We start from the raw sequence: 14,199 nt of genomic DNA, 5'->3' as shown, positions 1-14,199 counted from the left end.
GCGGCAGCACCGGGGCCGCCGCGCCCGTGGAGCTCAGGGCCTCCGCGCCCGCGAGTCGGCCGGCGGTCGACCCGGCCCAGGTGGCCGCCACCGCGGCCGCCACCGACGCCTTCGGCCTGGACCTCCTGCACACCCTGACCGCCCAGCCGGACGCGGCCGACCGCAACCTGGTGGTCTCCCCGTCCGGCCTGGCCACCCTGCTCGCCATGCTGCTGCCCGGCGCCCGCGGCACCACCGCCGAGGAACTCGCCAAGGCCCTGCACACCGGGCTCACCCCGCAGCAGTACGCGCTCGCCACCGGCGAGCTGAACCGGCCGGTCCCGGCGACCGGCAAGCTCACCCTGAGCCGCAGCGACGACGTCTGGACCCAGCGGGGACTGTCCGTCGCCCCGGACTACCTGGCCACCCTCGCCGCCGCCTTCGACACCGGCGTGCACCAGACCGACTTCGCCAAGGACCCGGACGGGGCCCGCAAGACCGTCAACGAGACCGTGGAGAAGGCCACCGACGGCCGGATCAAGGACCTGTTCGGCCAGGGCGCGATCACCCAGGACACCCGGCTGGTGCTCACCGACGCGCTCTGCCTCAAGGCCGAGTGGGCCTCCGCCTTCAAGCCCTCGCACACCGCCGACCGCCCGTTCCACAAGCTCGACGGCTCCGCTCCGGCCGTCCCCACGATGGGGCAGACCGGGGACTTCAAGTACGCCGACGGCTCCGGCGGGATCGCCGGCGAGCCCTGGCAGGCCGTCGAACTCCCTTACGCGGACGGCGGGTTGGTGATGGACCTGATCGTCCCCGCGCAGGGCGGCTTCGCCGATTTCGCCAAGAGCCTGGACCAGCCCCAGCTCGACCGCATCCTCGGCGCCCTCGCCGAGCGGCCGGTCGACCTCCAGCTGCCGCGCTTCCACTTCGGCACCTCGGAGGAGCTGACCCCGGCGCTGCGCTCGCTCGGCGTGCGGGCGGCCTTCGACGGGGCCGACTTCGGCGGCATCACCAAGGACCCGCTCGTCGTCGGCACGGTGGTGCAGAAGGCCACCGTCGAGGTCGACGAGAAGGGTACGGTCGCGGCGGCCGGCAGCGGTGCCGGGATGGAGGCGGCGGCGGCGCCGCAGGCCGACAAGCCCGTCCGGCTGCACCTCGACCGGCCGTTCCTGTTCCTGATCCGGGACACCAGGGGCGGGGCGCCGCTGTTCCTCGGCCAGGTCACCGACCCGCAGGCCCGGTAGGCCCGGCAAGCCCGGTGGGCCCCGGGGGACCCGTGGGCGCGCCGCCCGGGCGGCTCACCAGGCCGGGTAGCGCCCGCCGAGCCCCGGGTGCAGCGGGTCGCGGCTGCCGAACAGCACCAGCAGGTCGTCCGCGACCTGCCGCAGCTCCGTACGGCCCTCGACCGCTCCGGCCCACTCGGCGGGCAGCGCCGCGGCGCCGTACGCGGCCCCGACCAGGTTGCCGCAGACCGCGCCGGTGGAGTCGCTGTCCCCGGAGTGGTTCACCGACAGCAGCAGCGCGGTGCGCACCGGGTCGGGGTCCAGGGTGGCCGCCAGCAGCGAGTACACCGCGATGGCCAGGCACTCCTCGGCGATCCAGCCGAGCCCGACCCGCTCCACCGTCTCCGCCGCCGGCTCGGCCTCCTGGGCCAGCCGCACCGCCCGGGCCAGCGCCTGGACGGTCTCCTTGGAGCTCGGCAGCTCGCGGATCTGCTCCACCGTCTCGCCGACCGCCGCCCACGGCTCGGTGCCGTTCGCGAGCCGCTCGACCAGCGCCGCGAAGGCGCCCGCCGCGAGGTAGCCGGTCGGGTGTCCGTGGGTGAGCTGGGCGCACTGCACCGCCAGCCCGAAGGACTGTTCGGCGCCCAGCCTGGCCAGTCCGAACGGCGCCGAGCGCATCACCGTGCCGCAGCCCTTGGAGCCCGGGTTGACCGGCCCGGCCAGCCCGATCGCGGACGGCGCCTCGAACACCGGGTGCTCGGACGCCCCGCTCAGGCACGCGTTGCCCGGCGCCCGCCGCGCGTACAGGAAGGGCCGGCTCAGCAGCCAGCCGTCGTACGGGCGGGGCTGCGGCGCGGTGTCCGGCGCGCCCTGGTACTGGGTGCGCAGCCAGCGCCGGTAGGCGCCGTGGACGGCCTCCGGCACCGAGCCGCCGCCGCCCGTCCAGCCGCGGACGAAGCCGCGGATCAGGCCCTCGGCGGTGAACAGCGTCATCTGGGTGTCGTCGGTGACCTCCACCGGGCCGGGCCCGGCCGGCAGCGCGGTCACGCCGTCCGGTCCGTACCGGTCCCGGATCTGGTGGAGCTGCTGGAACTCCACCGGCCAGCCCAGCGCATCGCCGATCGCTCCGCCGAGCAGCGCTCCGCGCACCCGGTCCCGGTACCCCGACTCGGCCGCCGGCTCCGTCACGTCGAATCCCCCTTCGTTCGTGGCGGACTACGTTCTATCAGGTCCGTCGGAGCGCCGCCGGGCTCCGGGTGGATCTTGTCGGGGCGGGTCGGGCACCGCGGGGCCCGGCCTACCGGCGGAGCTGCCCGGCCCGCCCGTGCAGCGCGGCCCGGTCGGCGGCGGCGCGTCCGGCCGCCCAGCCCACGCCGTCACTGACCCTGACCCGTTGCGAGACCAGCTTCGGGAACAGCCGGCCGACCTCCTCGTCCACCGCCTCCGAGCGGGCGACGAGGGCGGGCAGCAGCCGCGCGTCGGGCAGCAGCTGCTCCTCGGTGCCGTCCTCGCGCAGGTGCCGCCCGGCCGCCGCGGCGCTGGTGGCGCGCTCGGTGGCGGCCGTCAGCCGCTCGCGGATCCGCGCCGCGTACGCGACCAGGAAGGACTGCCGGAACGCCTTGCTGCGGGAGTCCCTGCGGGAGCCCGCCCGGTTGAGTGCGTGGGTGGCCTGCACCAGCAGCGAGGTGTAGAGCAGCTCGACGCCGTCCAGGTCGCCGTCGAAGCCGACCACGGTGCAGAAGCCGTACTCCTTGGCCCACACCACCCGGCACCGGTTGGCCGCCGCGACGGCGTCCAGAAGCATCGTCTTGGGGCCCTCGTACGGGTTGTCCACCCCGATCCGCAGCGCCGCCGGGGTGTCGCGGTCGGCGCCGGCCGCGGCCAGCAGCGCGTCGTCGATGCTGTGCTGGGCCATCAGCTGCTGGGCCTTGGCGGTCAGCGCCTCGGCCTCCTCCGGGTACTCGGTGGACTCGGCCTTGGCCAGCAGCGCCCGGATCCGCGAGAGCATCCGCGGCTCGCCGGAATCCGGCGCCCGGTGCTGCGGCCGTACGGTCTGCCCGGGGGCGGGCCCGACCGGGGCGATCGGGGGCAGCCGGCCCCAGGTGCGCAGCAGCTCCAGGACGGCGGTGGCGAGCGCGAAGCGGTCCAGCCGGTGCCGGTCGGCGAAGGCGCCGAGGTACTCCTCGTCGCCGGACCACCAGACCTCGGCCTCCAGCTCGCGCAGCTGTTCCTGCCAGCGCCGGTCCAGGGCGGCCGAGGGGTGGCGGCGGGCCTCGGCGGCGATCAGGTCCACCGCGAGGGCCAGGTGGACGGGCTTCAGGCCGCGCCGCACCACCCGGACCAGGTCGGCCGGCCGCCAGCCGGCGGACCAGCAGCGGCCGACGGCGGTGTCCGCGTGGGCCAGCACCGCCCGGCTGACCGTCGGCCACTGCCCGGCCGAGGCGGCCAGCAGCGAGGCCCCGGTGTCCAGGGCGAGGTCCAGTGCGTCCTCCGGGGCCGTCAGCACCGACCGCACCGCCTGCTCCAGCAGCGGTTCGGCGCTCCCGCCCTGTTGCGCGCGCTTGCCCACGGTGTTTCCCTGCTCTCCTCGACGGCCCGGCCTCCTGCCCATGATGCCGGAGTCGCCGTCGGGAACGGCCTGGCGAGCCGACGTCCGAGCTGTGATCTGAGCTGTGATCTGAGCGGTGATCCGCGCTGTGATCCGAGGAGGGAACGATTCGGCTCAGCGCTCGACGGCCTTGGCCAGGATCTCCGGTGTGCGCTCCAGCAGCAGGCCCGCGGCCAGCCGTACGCCCAGGGCCGCGACCAGGGCCCCGTACAGCGGGCCGACCAGCAGCACCGGCCAGCTCGGCCCGCCCGAGAGCAGCGCCCAGGCCAGGTAGCCGCCGACCGGCAGCGCCAGCACCGTGACGCCGACCATCGAGCCGAACTGGTTGAGCAGGATCAGCCCGCCCTGCCCCGGGGCGGCGCTGCGCATCGGATTGCTGTCGGCCGGCATGGTGTACGGCGCCAGCACGCTGAACATCGAGCCGAGCGCGATCCCGCAGCCGAGCAGCGTCAGCGCCAGCCCGAGCGCGGACGGCAGCTCGCCCCACCGCCCGGTGACGGCGGCCAGCACCAGCCCGAGCACCACCGTCACCGGGACCGCGTACGACAGCACCGCGTACGCCCGGCCGCGCAGCTCGGCCCTGGCGTCGGCCGGGGTGCGCAGGGTGGCGGCGACCATCCAGAACGCCGAGCCGTCCATGCCGAACAGGTTGAGCATCTGCAACCCGAGGAACACCCCGGTCATCGCCAGCAGGTAGACGCTCGCCCAGCCCTGCACCATCGACAGCACGCAGATCACCAGCGTCATCCCGATGCTGGTGAACAGCGCCGCCTTGGCCCGCGGCTCGCGCCAGGCGTACCGCAGGTGGCGCTGCATCACCGCGCCGGTCCTGCCCTCCGGCAGGAAGCCCCAGCCGCGCGAGCCCCGCACCCCGCGGGCCACCTCCAGGGTCGAGGAGTCGGCGGTGACCATCAGCTCCTGGAGGCTCCGCCGCCACCAGCGCAGCAGCAGCGCCAGCAGCCCGGCCGCCGCGGCGAGCTGGAGCAGGGCCAGGCCGTACCGGCCCTCGCCGGCGGTGCGCGACGCGTCCGCCGCGCTGATCGGCGGGATCCAGCGCAGCACCGCGGCGATCGGTTCCAGCGGGCTGAGGTCGATCGGCCCGCCCCGGCGGCCGAAGACGCTCTGCGAGCCCACGTTGGCGACCTGGACCAGCAGCGCGAAGGCCAGCCCGCCGAAGATCGCGAAGTCCTTGCCGCGCCGGCTGGAGAGCATCCGGGCGTTGCCCGCCGCGACCGCCCTGGAGAGCGTCACCAGGCAGAGCACCGCGAGCGGCACACCGATCACCGCGACCGCGGCCGAGGCGCCGCCGGCCGCGCCGGACAGCACCGCGCCGGTCACCAGCACCAGGCTGATCAGCGGCCCCGGTCCGATCAGCGCGGCCAGCAGCGAGCCGCGCAGCAGCGGGCCCGGCCGCAGCGGCAGCATGGTCAGCCGGGTCGGGTCGGCGCTCTCGTCGCTGGAGAACAGGAACAGCGGCAGCGCGGCCCAGCCCAGGGTCAGCACGCCGAGCAGCATCACCCCGGCGTCCCCGGAACCCGCGTGGCGTCCGTTCAGCGCGGCCATGGCGACGGCGACGCCGCCCGCGAGGGCCAGGCCGAACACGCCGCCGATCACGTAGACGGCGGTCCGGCCGGGGCTGCGCCGCAGGCCGTTGCGCAGCAGCCGCAGCTTGAGCGCCACCAGGGCGCGGACCACCGTGCCGGCGTCGGGCACGGGAGCCGTACGCGTGCCGCCTTCGGCGGTCACCGCTCGCCCCCGGTGCGGCCGCCGAGCCAGCCGAGCGACTGCCCGTCGTCCTCGCGCACGCCGATCAGCTCCAGGAAGGCCTCGTGCAGGCTGCGTCCGCCCCGCACCGAGTCCAGCGGGCCCTGGGCGATCACCCGGCCGGCGTTGACCACCGCGACCCAGTCGCAGAGCTGCTCGACCAGCTCCATCACGTGGCTGGAGAAGACCACCGTGGAACCGGCCGCCGCGTACCGCTTGAGCACGCCTCGGATGGTCTGGGCGGAGACCGGGTCGACGCCCTCGAAGGGCTCGTCCAGGAACAGCACGTCGGGGTTGTGCAGCAGCGCGGCGGCCAGGCCGATCTTTTTGCGCATGCCGGTGGAGTAGTCGGCGACCAGCTTGTCGGCGTCCCGGCCGAGGTCCAGGACGGTCAGCAGTTCCTCGGCCCGCCGGTCCACCTCGGCGCCGGGCAGGCCGCGCAGCCGCCCGGTGTACTGGAGCAGCTCGCGCCCGCTGAGCCGCTCGAACATCCGCAGGCCCTCGGGCAGGATGCCGATCCGGGCCTTGACCGTGACCGGGTCCGCCCACACGTCGGTGCCGTGCACCAGGACGGTCCCCTGGTCGGGCCGGAGCAGCCCGGTGACCATCGACAGCGTGGTGGTCTTGCCCGCGCCGTTCGGTCCGACCAGCCCGATGAACGCGCCGGTCGGCAGCTCCAGGCTCAGCCCGGCCACGGCGGCCTGGGCGCCGAAGTGCTTCCAGAGCCCCTGGATGCTGACGGCGGACGGGGTGCCCGGTCCGGAGGGGCCGGAGGGCGGCGGCGCTGACGCCTGCATGGGTGCCTTCTCTGCTCGTGGTGGTGGTGGAAATTCCGTGGAGGCCCAGCCTGTCACTGCTCGAACAGGCTGTCGTCCGACTTGAGCATCCCCTGAGCCCGCCCGCCGAACGGGTGAGGCACGCCGTCCGGCGCCGGTGATCCGGCGGCTGCCGGGCCGATTCGGCAACTACTCGGATCCACCGTTCGTCCTGCACTATGAGGAAGCAGTGACGTGCGCGGGGGTGCCGCGCTACCGGGAGGTGGCGGATGTCCGTACAACCATGGGGCGAGCCTGGTTCCGGCTATCCGCCGGGCAAGCGGCCGACGGCCGGCTGGCAGCCGGCGCCCGTGCCGGTGGCGATGCCGCAGGCCGTGATGCGGGCGGGCCACGCGGACCGGGACCGCACGCTGGACGTGCTCAAGGCCGCGTTCGCCGAGGGCCGGCTCTCCGTCCAGGAGTACGAGCAGCGCCACGAGGCGGTGGCCGCGGCGCAGACCTACGGTCAGCTGGCCGCGCTGGTGGCCGATCTGCCCAGCGGGCCGATGACGGCGCCGCCCACGGTCGCCGCGCCGGTCCCGGCCACCTTCATGGCCGTCCCGCCGCCGCCCCAGGCCCGCCCCACCAGCGCGCTGGCGGTGATCTCCCTGCTGTGCAGCGTGCTCCTGCTCTCCGCCCCCGCCGTGATCACCGGTCACATCGCCCGCGGCGAGATCCGGCGCCGCAACATGGACGGCGACTGGGCGGCCGTCTTCGGCCTGGTCCTCGGCTACCTGGGCTGCACGTTCTGGACCCTGCTGCTCTTCTTCATCGCCGCGTAGGCCGACGCCGGTGTCCGGACACCGGTGTGGCCACGCCGTTCCGCCCCTATGTCGATGGGGTCTTCGGAACGTGAAGGATCTATGATGCCCGGGGCTGCCGCCGCACGCCTGGAAGCAGTTCCGTCACCAGCCGCTGGGGAACCGGCCGGGACGGGCTGAGCGAGCGACCACGAGCTGAGGACCTACCTTGACAGTCAGTGCCCAGGAAGCCTCCACGATCCCACGGAGCGGAGGCCGTTCCCTGACCAGGGGATCGGCGGACCGGTCCGGTGGCGGGCTCCGGACGTCCGCGCCGGTGCTGCTCGCGGGGGAGGCCGTGGTCGCCTTCCTGGCCGCGCTGGTGCTCCCGCTGCTGGCCCGCGGTTTCAAGCTGGACCCGCTGGACCGGATCGCCCAGGTGAGCGGCCTCGCCGCGGTGCAGCTGCGGTTCGCGGTGATCGGCTTCCTGCTGCTCGGCGCGGTCGTGCTCGCGCTGCGCTTCCGCTCCGGCCGGCACTTCGGCCTGGTGTCCCGCTTCTCCGCCGCCGCCCTGGCCGGCCTGGCCAGCGGCTTCGTGGCGGCCGGTGCGGTCATCGCCCTGCTGGGCACGCCCTGGCCGATGTTCGGCCTCAACGGCGACAGCGGACGCATCGTCGAGTGGGCCCACGCCGTGGCGAACGGCCAGCCCTCGGGCTCGCCGGTCTACCCGCCGGCGCCGCTCTACACCCTGGGCTACTACGCCGAGTGGTTCCACGGCGGCAACACCGCGTACGCCTTCAAGGACCTCCAGATCCTCGGCGCCGCCGCGTTCGGCCCGCTGGTCTACCTCTCCTGGCGGATGCTGCTCAGCCCGGTCCGCGCGCTCGCCTTCGGCGTGCTGCCGGCCTTCGCCCTGATCGACGCGTACAAGCCGTACAGCCAGACCGTGCTGGTCGTCCTGGTGCCCGTGCTGGTCGCGCTGGTGGTGCACCTGCGCCGGAGCGGGACGGACGCCTGGCGGACGCTGCTGCTGAAGGCGGCCGGCTTCGGCGCCCTGCTGGGCCTGATGTTCCTCACCTACTCCGGCTGGTTCCTGTGGAGCGGCCTGGGGGTGCTGGTCGCGGCCCTGGCGTACTTCCCCTGGCGGGCGGACCGCCGCAAGGGCCTGGCCTACCTCGGCGCCACCGGGGCCGCCTTCCTGCTGGTCTGCGGCAGCTATCTGGTGACGATGCTGACGGAGGGCCAGGACACCAAGGACTCCTCGTTCCGCTTCGACAACATGACCGACCCGGCGTACTTCCTGATGTGGCGCACGGACATGCCGGGCAAGGTGGGGGAGTGGCCCCTGCCCGGAGAGTTCGGCGGCATGGACCTGTTCGCCGTGGTGATGTTCGTCGCACTCGGCGCCGCCCTGTGGCTGGGCATCCGCAAGCCGCTGGTCGTCACCATCTGCTGCATGTTCGCGAGCGCCTGGCTGATGCGGATGTACATCGCCTCGCACATGTACGAGACCCAGACGGTCCAGCTCTACACCCGGACCAACAACCAACTGCTCTACTGCGGCCTGCTGTTGTGCGCCCTGGTCGCCCACCTGGTGTCGCTCCGGGTGATGGAGCGCCGGCAGGCCACCGAGGCCGGGGACGGCGCCGGGGCGGGCCTGCCCGGCCCGCGGGTCGCCGTCGTCGGTACGCTGTTCGCTCTCCTCTTCCTGCTCGGCACGGTCTCGTCCTCGATGGCGGACCGTTACATGCCGGCGAAGGAGAACACCTACCGCATCCTGCCGTGGGTTTCGCACACCGTGCAGAAGCTCGACGGCACGTGCCCGAAGTTCGCGCCCGGCGGGCAGTGCTCGCAGAAGGGCGACCAGACGTGGGAAACCATGATCAAGTGACCGGTTCCCGCCCCTGAGCCCGAGCTGACCCGAAGGTCCTTTCCAGATGATGATCACCGCCGTCAAGAGCCTCGCCGACCGGCTCGTCGCCTCGCCGAGGCGGCTGTGGCTCGCCGCGTTCGCGATCTTCTTCGCACTCAGCGCGTCCTGGTCGATCTCCACGCCGACCGGAGCCTCACCGGACGAGCACGCCCACCTGGTCAGGGCGGCGGCCGTCGCCCGCGGCCAGATCGACGGCCGGGAGGTCATGGTCCCGCACGTGGTGGGGGGCATCGAGGGGCAGTTCGCCGAGACCGGCGTCGAGCTCCCGCGCATCTACCAGGACGTCAAGGACGTCAACGCCTGCTACGTCTTCGAGCCCGGCATCCCGGCGGCCTGCGCCCCGGAGCTCAAGGAGCGCCCCGGGACGACCCTGGTGACCACGGCGGCGGGCCGCTACCACCCGGCGTACTACCTCGCCGTGGGCTGGCCCAGCCGTCTGGTGCACGGCGAGAAGGCGTTCTACCTGATGCGCCTGATGTCGGCGCTGATCTGCTCCGCCCTGGCGGCGAGCGCGGTGGTCTCGGCGGCGGAGTGGCGGCGGCGGTCCTTCACCCTGCTCGGCACGGTCACCGCGACCACCCCGATGGCGCTGTTCATGTTCGGCGTGGTCAACCCGAGCGGTCCGGAGATCGCGGCGGGAATCCTGGTCTGGAGCGCCGGCCTGCCGATGCTGATGAGCCCGGACCCGCACCTGCTGAACCGCCGGCTGGCCCGGCTCGGCGTCGGTGCGCTGGTGCTGATCAGCATCCGGCCGCTCGGCCTGATCTGGTTCTGCGGGGCCCTGTTCTTCGGGCTGCTGCTGGGCCGCAAGGGCGCGCTGCGCGACGTGCTGCGCCGCCGGGCGACCTGGCTCTGGGGCGTCCTGGCGCTGGCGACGGCCGGCTGGGCCCTGGCCTGGTCGTCGAGCCACCCGGACAACTCGGTCATCGATGCGAGCGACCTCACTCCGGTGCTCGCGGCCAGGAAGACCTTCGACAACGGCCTGCTGTACATCAAGCAGATGGTCGGTTACTTCGGGTGGCTGGACGCGCAGTCGCCGGCCGCCACGCTGGTGGTCTGGTGCGGCGTGGTGATCGCCCTGGCGATGCTCGCCCTGGTCTACGCCCGGTTCAGGGACGCCCTGGCGATCGGCGGCGTGCTGATCGGCATCGTGGTGATACCGATAACAGCACAGGCCCTGCAGAGCCAGCTGGGCATGATCTGGCAGGGCCGGTACCTGCTGCCGTTCGCCGTCGGACTGCCGATCATGTGCGCCGCGATCTGCCACGAGCGGATGCCCTGGGGCGGCTTCGCCTGGCGCCGGCTGCTGGTGATGTTCGGCTTCTCGCTCGCCCTGGTCAACGCCGCGGCCTTCCTGTGGGCGCTGCGCCGCAACACGGTCGGCACCGAGGGGCCGCTGCTGATCAGCCCGGCCCACTGGGCCCCGTACGGGGGCTGGGCGGTGTGGCTGGTCGTGTACACGCTGGCCGCGCTGGCGCTGGGGCTGTTCGTGGCGGCGTCGGACAACCGGGAACGCCCGCTGCCGGACTCCTCCGGGACGGCCGGGGGCGGCTCCGCGGAGGGTCCTCCCCGGCTCGCCGGGGCCCACGCGGAGGCGTAGGGTTTCGCCGTGCGGGGGGTGCCCGGTTGTGGTAGAGAGCCCCGCCCCAGGGCCGGTTCCCGGTCCGCTTCCGGCGCAAGCCCCCGCGACCTGCGGCGTTGCATTTGTTTTGACCGCGCCCGATGCGCTAGGTACGCTCTGACCTTGTGCCTGGGGTGTCCCCGGGTCCTTTGCGTGCATGCACACCGGTCGCCGCGCCGAGCCGGAGCGCCTCCCAGCGCCCCGAGCGTAGAGCGCCGTCGCTGTACATCAGCCATGGGATTCCGTGTCGTAACACGCCCAACACACCCGACCGCGTGGGTCGACCACGGGGTCGGGTGCGAGGGAAACACCACAGGTTAGTTCCACCAAGCCTTGGCACACAGAAAACGGAGAAACGGTGCCTACGATCCAGCAGCTGGTCCGAAAGGGCCGGCAGGACAAGGTCGAGAAGAACAAGACTCCCGCGCTGAAGGGTTCCCCGCAGCGTCGTGGGGTCTGCACGCGTGTGTACACGACCACCCCGAAGAAGCCGAACTCGGCGCTTCGTAAGGTCGCCCGTGTGCGCCTCACCAGCGGGATCGAGGTCACCGCTTACATTCCGGGCGAGGGCCACAACCTGCAGGAGCACTCCATCGTGCTGGTGCGCGGTGGTCGTGTGAAGGACCTTCCTGGTGTCCGCTACAAGATCATCCGCGGTTCGCTTGACACCCAGGGTGTCAAGAACCGCAAGCAGGCTCGCAGCCGCTACGGCGCCAAGAAGGAGAAGTAAGAATGCCTCGTAAGGGCCCCGCCCCGAAGCGCCCGGTCATCATCGACCCGGTTTACGGCTCCCCGGTCGTCACTCAGCTGGTCAACAAGATCCTGCTGCACGGCAAGCGCTCCACCGCCGAGCGGATCGTCTACGGCGCCCTCGAGGGCGTCCGTGAGAAGACCGGCTCGGACCCGGTCGTGACGCTGAAGCGCGCGCTGGAGAACGTCAAGCCGGCCCTCGAGGTCAAGTCCCGCCGTGTCGGTGGCGCGACCTACCAGGTTCCGGTCGAGGTCCGTCCGGGCCGCGCCAGCACCCTGGCGCTGCGCTGGATGGTCGGCTACTCGCGCGCCCGTCGCGAGAAGACCATGACCGAGCGCCTGATGAACGAGATCCTCGACGCCAGCAACGGCCTGGGCGCTTCCGTGAAGCGTCGCGAGGACACCCACAAGATGGCCGAGTCCAACAAGGCCTTCGCGCACTACCGCTGGTAGTCCCTACCCCGTCACTAGACAGAGAGAGAACGAGCCACCATGGCTGCAACCTCCCTTGACCTCGCCAAGGTCCGCAACATCGGGATCATGGCGCACATCGACGCGGGCAAGACCACCACCACCGAGCGGATCCTGTTCTACACCGGTGTCTCGTACAAGATCGGTGAGGTCCACGATGGCGCTGCCACCATGGACTGGATGGAGCAGGAGCAGGAGCGCGGCATCACGATCACGTCGGCCGCGACGACCTGTCACTGGACGGTCGACGACGCCGACCACACCATCAACATCATCGACACCCCGGGTCACGTCGACTTCACCGTCGAGGTGGAGCGTTCGCTGCGCGTCCTCGACGGTGCCGTGACGGTGTTCGACGGTGTCGCCGGTGTCGAGCCCCAGTCCGAGACCGTGTGGCGGCAGGCTGACCGCTACGGCGTCCCGCGCATCTGCTTCATCAACAAGCTGGACCGCACGGGCGCCAACTTCTTCTTCTGCGTCGACACCATCGTGGAGCGCCTCGGCGCCACCCCGCTGGTGATGCAGCTGCCGATCGGCGCCGAGGCGGACTTCCAGGGCGTTGTCGACCTGGTCCGCATGAAGGCGCTGGTCTGGTCCGCCGAGGCCGCCAAGGGCGAGATGTACGACATCGTCGACATCCCGGCCGACCTGGTGGACCAGGCGAACGAGTACCGCGAAGCGCTGATCGACACGATCTCGAACGTCAGCGACGAGGTCATGGAGCTCGCCCTCGAGGGCGAGGAGATCCCGGTCGAGCTGCTGCAGGACGCGATCCGCAAGGGCACCCTGAACTCGGACTTCACTCCGATCTTCTGCGGTACCGCCTTCAAGAACAAGGGCGTTCAGCCCCTGCTCGACGCCGTCGTCAAGTACCTGCCGTCGCCGCTGGACATCGAGTCCATCGAGGGCACGAAGCCGAACGACCCGGAGACCAAGATCTCCCGCAAGGCTTCGGACGACGAGCCGCTGGCCGCTCTGGCGTTCAAGATCATGTCCGACCCGCACCTGGGCAAGCTCACCTTCGTCCGGATCTACTCCGGTCGCCTGGAGTCCGGCACCTCGGTGCTGAACGCCGTGAAGGGCAAGAAGGAGCGCATCGGCAAGATCTACCGCATGCACGCGAACAAGCGTGAGGAGATCGAGTCGGTGGGCGCCGGCGACATCGTCGCCGTCATGGGCCTGAAGCAGACCACCACCGGTGAGACGCTGGCCGACGAGAAGAACCCGGTCATCCTGGAGTCCATGGACTTCCCGGCCCCGGTCATCCGCGTCGCCATCGAGCCCAAGTCCAAGGGTGACCAGGAGAAGCTGGGTGTTGCCATCCAGCGTCTCGCCGAGGAGGACCCGTCCTTCCAGGTCAACACGGACGAGGAGACCGGCCAGACGATCATCGCGGGCATGGGCGAGCTGCACCTCGAGGTGCTGGTCGACCGCATGCGCCGTGAGTTCAAGGTCGAGGCCAACGTCGGCAAGCCGCAGGTCGCGTACCGCGAGACGATCCGTCAGGCCGTCGAGCGCATCGACTACACCCACAAGAAGCAGACCGGTGGTTCCGGTCAGTTCGCCAAGGTGCAGATCGCGATCGAGCCGCTCGAGCAGGCCGAGGGCTACGAGTTCGTCAACCAGGTCACCGGTGGCCGTGTCCCGCGGGAGTACATCCCGTCGGTCGACGCCGGCTGCCAGGAGGCCATGGAGTTCGGTGTGCTCGCCGGCTACCCGCTCCAGGGTGTCCGCGTGAAGCTGCTGGACGGCCAGGCGCACGACGTCGACTCCTCCGAGCTCGCGTTCAAGATCGCCGGTTCGATGGCCTTCAAGGAAGGCGCGAGGAAGGCCAAGCCGGTCATCCTCGAGCCGATGATGGCCGTCGAGGTCACCACGCCCGAGGACTACATGGGCGACGTGATCGGTGACATCAACTCTCGCCGTGGCCAGATCCGGTCCATGGACGAGCGTCACGGTGCCCGCGTCGTCACGGCGCTGGTGCCCCTCTCCGAGATGTTCGGCTACGTCGGTGACCTGCGCAGCAAGACCTCTGGTCGCGCCAGCTACTCGATGCAGTTCGACTCGTACGCCGAGGTCCCCAAGGCCGTGGCTGAGGAGATCATCGCCAAGTCCAAGGGCGAGTGACGTCCCGATATTTCGGGATGATCGCGACCCCTTAGGCTATTAGGAGGCGACCCGGGAGATTCCGGACGGACTCTCCCGGGGCCTCCGGCCCCCTACCCCGCGGGACGGTACGAGGTGCTTCCGGCACCGCGAACCAAGCCCGATCAAGACCAACTGACGTCAGCA

General features: G+C 71.9%; 11 protein-coding genes. 7 read left to right on the top strand and 4 right to left on the bottom strand.

All coding sequences use genetic code 11. The annotated features are described in order from the left end of the window. Window positions 1–1,226 (top strand): serpin family protein (locus BU198_RS40145; protein ID WP_188301655.1); only part of this gene is annotated, 1,226 nt, incomplete at its 5' end. Window positions 1,227–1,280: 54 nt separating this feature from the next. Here BU198_RS40145 and BU198_RS40140 read toward each other — a convergent pair. From BU198_RS40140 to BU198_RS40125, 4 genes are all read right to left on the bottom strand, one after another. After that, window positions 1,281–2,393 carry an ADP-ribosylglycohydrolase family protein gene (locus BU198_RS40140; protein WP_188295391.1) on the bottom strand — a complete coding sequence of 371 codons (1,113 nt, stop codon included), beginning with the start codon at window positions 2,391–2,393 and terminating at the stop codon, window positions 1,281–1,283. A gap of 109 nt (window positions 2,394–2,502) precedes the next feature. Beyond that, window positions 2,503–3,774 (bottom strand): DUF2786 domain-containing protein, encoded by a 1,272-nt coding sequence (locus BU198_RS40135; protein ID WP_317620519.1) that lies wholly within the window; start codon window positions 3,772–3,774, stop codon window positions 2,503–2,505. A gap of 153 nt (window positions 3,775–3,927) precedes the next feature. Then, window positions 3,928–5,559 (bottom strand): transporter, encoded by a 1,632-nt coding sequence (locus BU198_RS40130; RefSeq protein ID WP_188301653.1) that lies wholly within the window; start codon window positions 5,557–5,559, stop codon window positions 3,928–3,930. After that, complete coding sequence (locus BU198_RS40125; RefSeq protein ID WP_188301652.1) at window positions 5,556–6,374, bottom strand: ABC transporter ATP-binding protein; 819 nt, start codon at window positions 6,372–6,374, stop codon at window positions 5,556–5,558. Before BU198_RS40125 ends, BU198_RS40130 begins: the two co-directional genes overlap by 4 nt. A gap of 248 nt (window positions 6,375–6,622) precedes the next feature. Here BU198_RS40125 and BU198_RS40120 point away from each other — a divergent pair, with 248 nt between their 5' ends. From BU198_RS40120 to fusA, 6 genes are all read left to right on the top strand, one after another. After that, window positions 6,623–7,174, top strand: a complete 552-nt coding sequence (locus BU198_RS40120) for a DUF1707 and DUF4190 domain-containing protein (protein ID WP_223245569.1) — start codon at window positions 6,623–6,625, stop codon at window positions 7,172–7,174. Window positions 7,175–7,469: 295 nt separating this feature from the next. Then, a complete protein-coding gene (locus tag BU198_RS40115; RefSeq protein WP_188301651.1) occupies window positions 7,470–9,023 on the top strand; it encodes a hypothetical protein in 1,554 nt (517 codons plus the stop codon). Window positions 9,024–9,069: 46 nt separating this feature from the next. Further along, complete coding sequence (locus tag BU198_RS40110) at window positions 9,070–10,665, top strand: DUF2142 domain-containing protein (RefSeq protein ID WP_188301650.1); 1,596 nt, start codon at window positions 9,070–9,072, stop codon at window positions 10,663–10,665. Window positions 10,666–11,044: 379 nt separating this feature from the next. Next, window positions 11,045–11,416: a 30S ribosomal protein S12 gene (gene rpsL, locus BU198_RS40105; protein WP_014144289.1), complete on the top strand. Its 372-nt coding sequence runs from the start codon at window positions 11,045–11,047 to the stop codon at window positions 11,414–11,416. A gap of 2 nt (window positions 11,417–11,418) precedes the next feature. Next, entirely contained in the window at window positions 11,419–11,889 is a 471-nt protein-coding gene (rpsG, locus tag BU198_RS40100; RefSeq protein WP_030055803.1) for a 30S ribosomal protein S7, read from the top strand. Between the two features lie 39 nt (window positions 11,890–11,928). After that, window positions 11,929–14,034, top strand: coding sequence for an elongation factor G (gene fusA, locus BU198_RS40095; protein ID WP_188301649.1), 2,106 nt, complete (start codon window positions 11,929–11,931; stop codon window positions 14,032–14,034). Window positions 14,035–14,199 lie beyond the last annotated feature (165 nt).

Origin of the sequence: Streptomyces sp. CBMA156 (assembly GCF_014596515.1) — a bacterium.
Taxonomy (GTDB): Bacteria; Actinomycetota; Actinomycetes; order Streptomycetales; family Streptomycetaceae; genus Kitasatospora.
The sequence above is the reverse complement of the archived record's forward strand: the minus strand, read 5'-3'. Positions and strand labels throughout refer to the sequence as shown.

What these genes read in the sequence shown, in the direction of transcription:
- BU198_RS40125 (WP_188301652.1), bottom strand. Translation starts at nt 6,374, where the DNA reads ATGCAGGCGTCAGCGCCGCCGCCCTCCGGCCCCTCCGGACCGGGCACC.
- BU198_RS40120 (WP_223245569.1), top strand. Translation starts at nt 6,623, where the DNA reads ATGTCCGTACAACCATGGGGCGAGCCTGGTTCCGGCTATCCGCCGGGC.
- BU198_RS40110 (WP_188301650.1), top strand. Translation starts at nt 9,070, where the DNA reads ATGATGATCACCGCCGTCAAGAGCCTCGCCGACCGGCTCGTCGCCTCG.
- rpsG (WP_030055803.1), top strand. Translation starts at nt 11,419, where the DNA reads ATGCCTCGTAAGGGCCCCGCCCCGAAGCGCCCGGTCATCATCGACCCG.
- fusA (WP_188301649.1), top strand. Translation starts at nt 11,929, where the DNA reads ATGGCTGCAACCTCCCTTGACCTCGCCAAGGTCCGCAACATCGGGATC.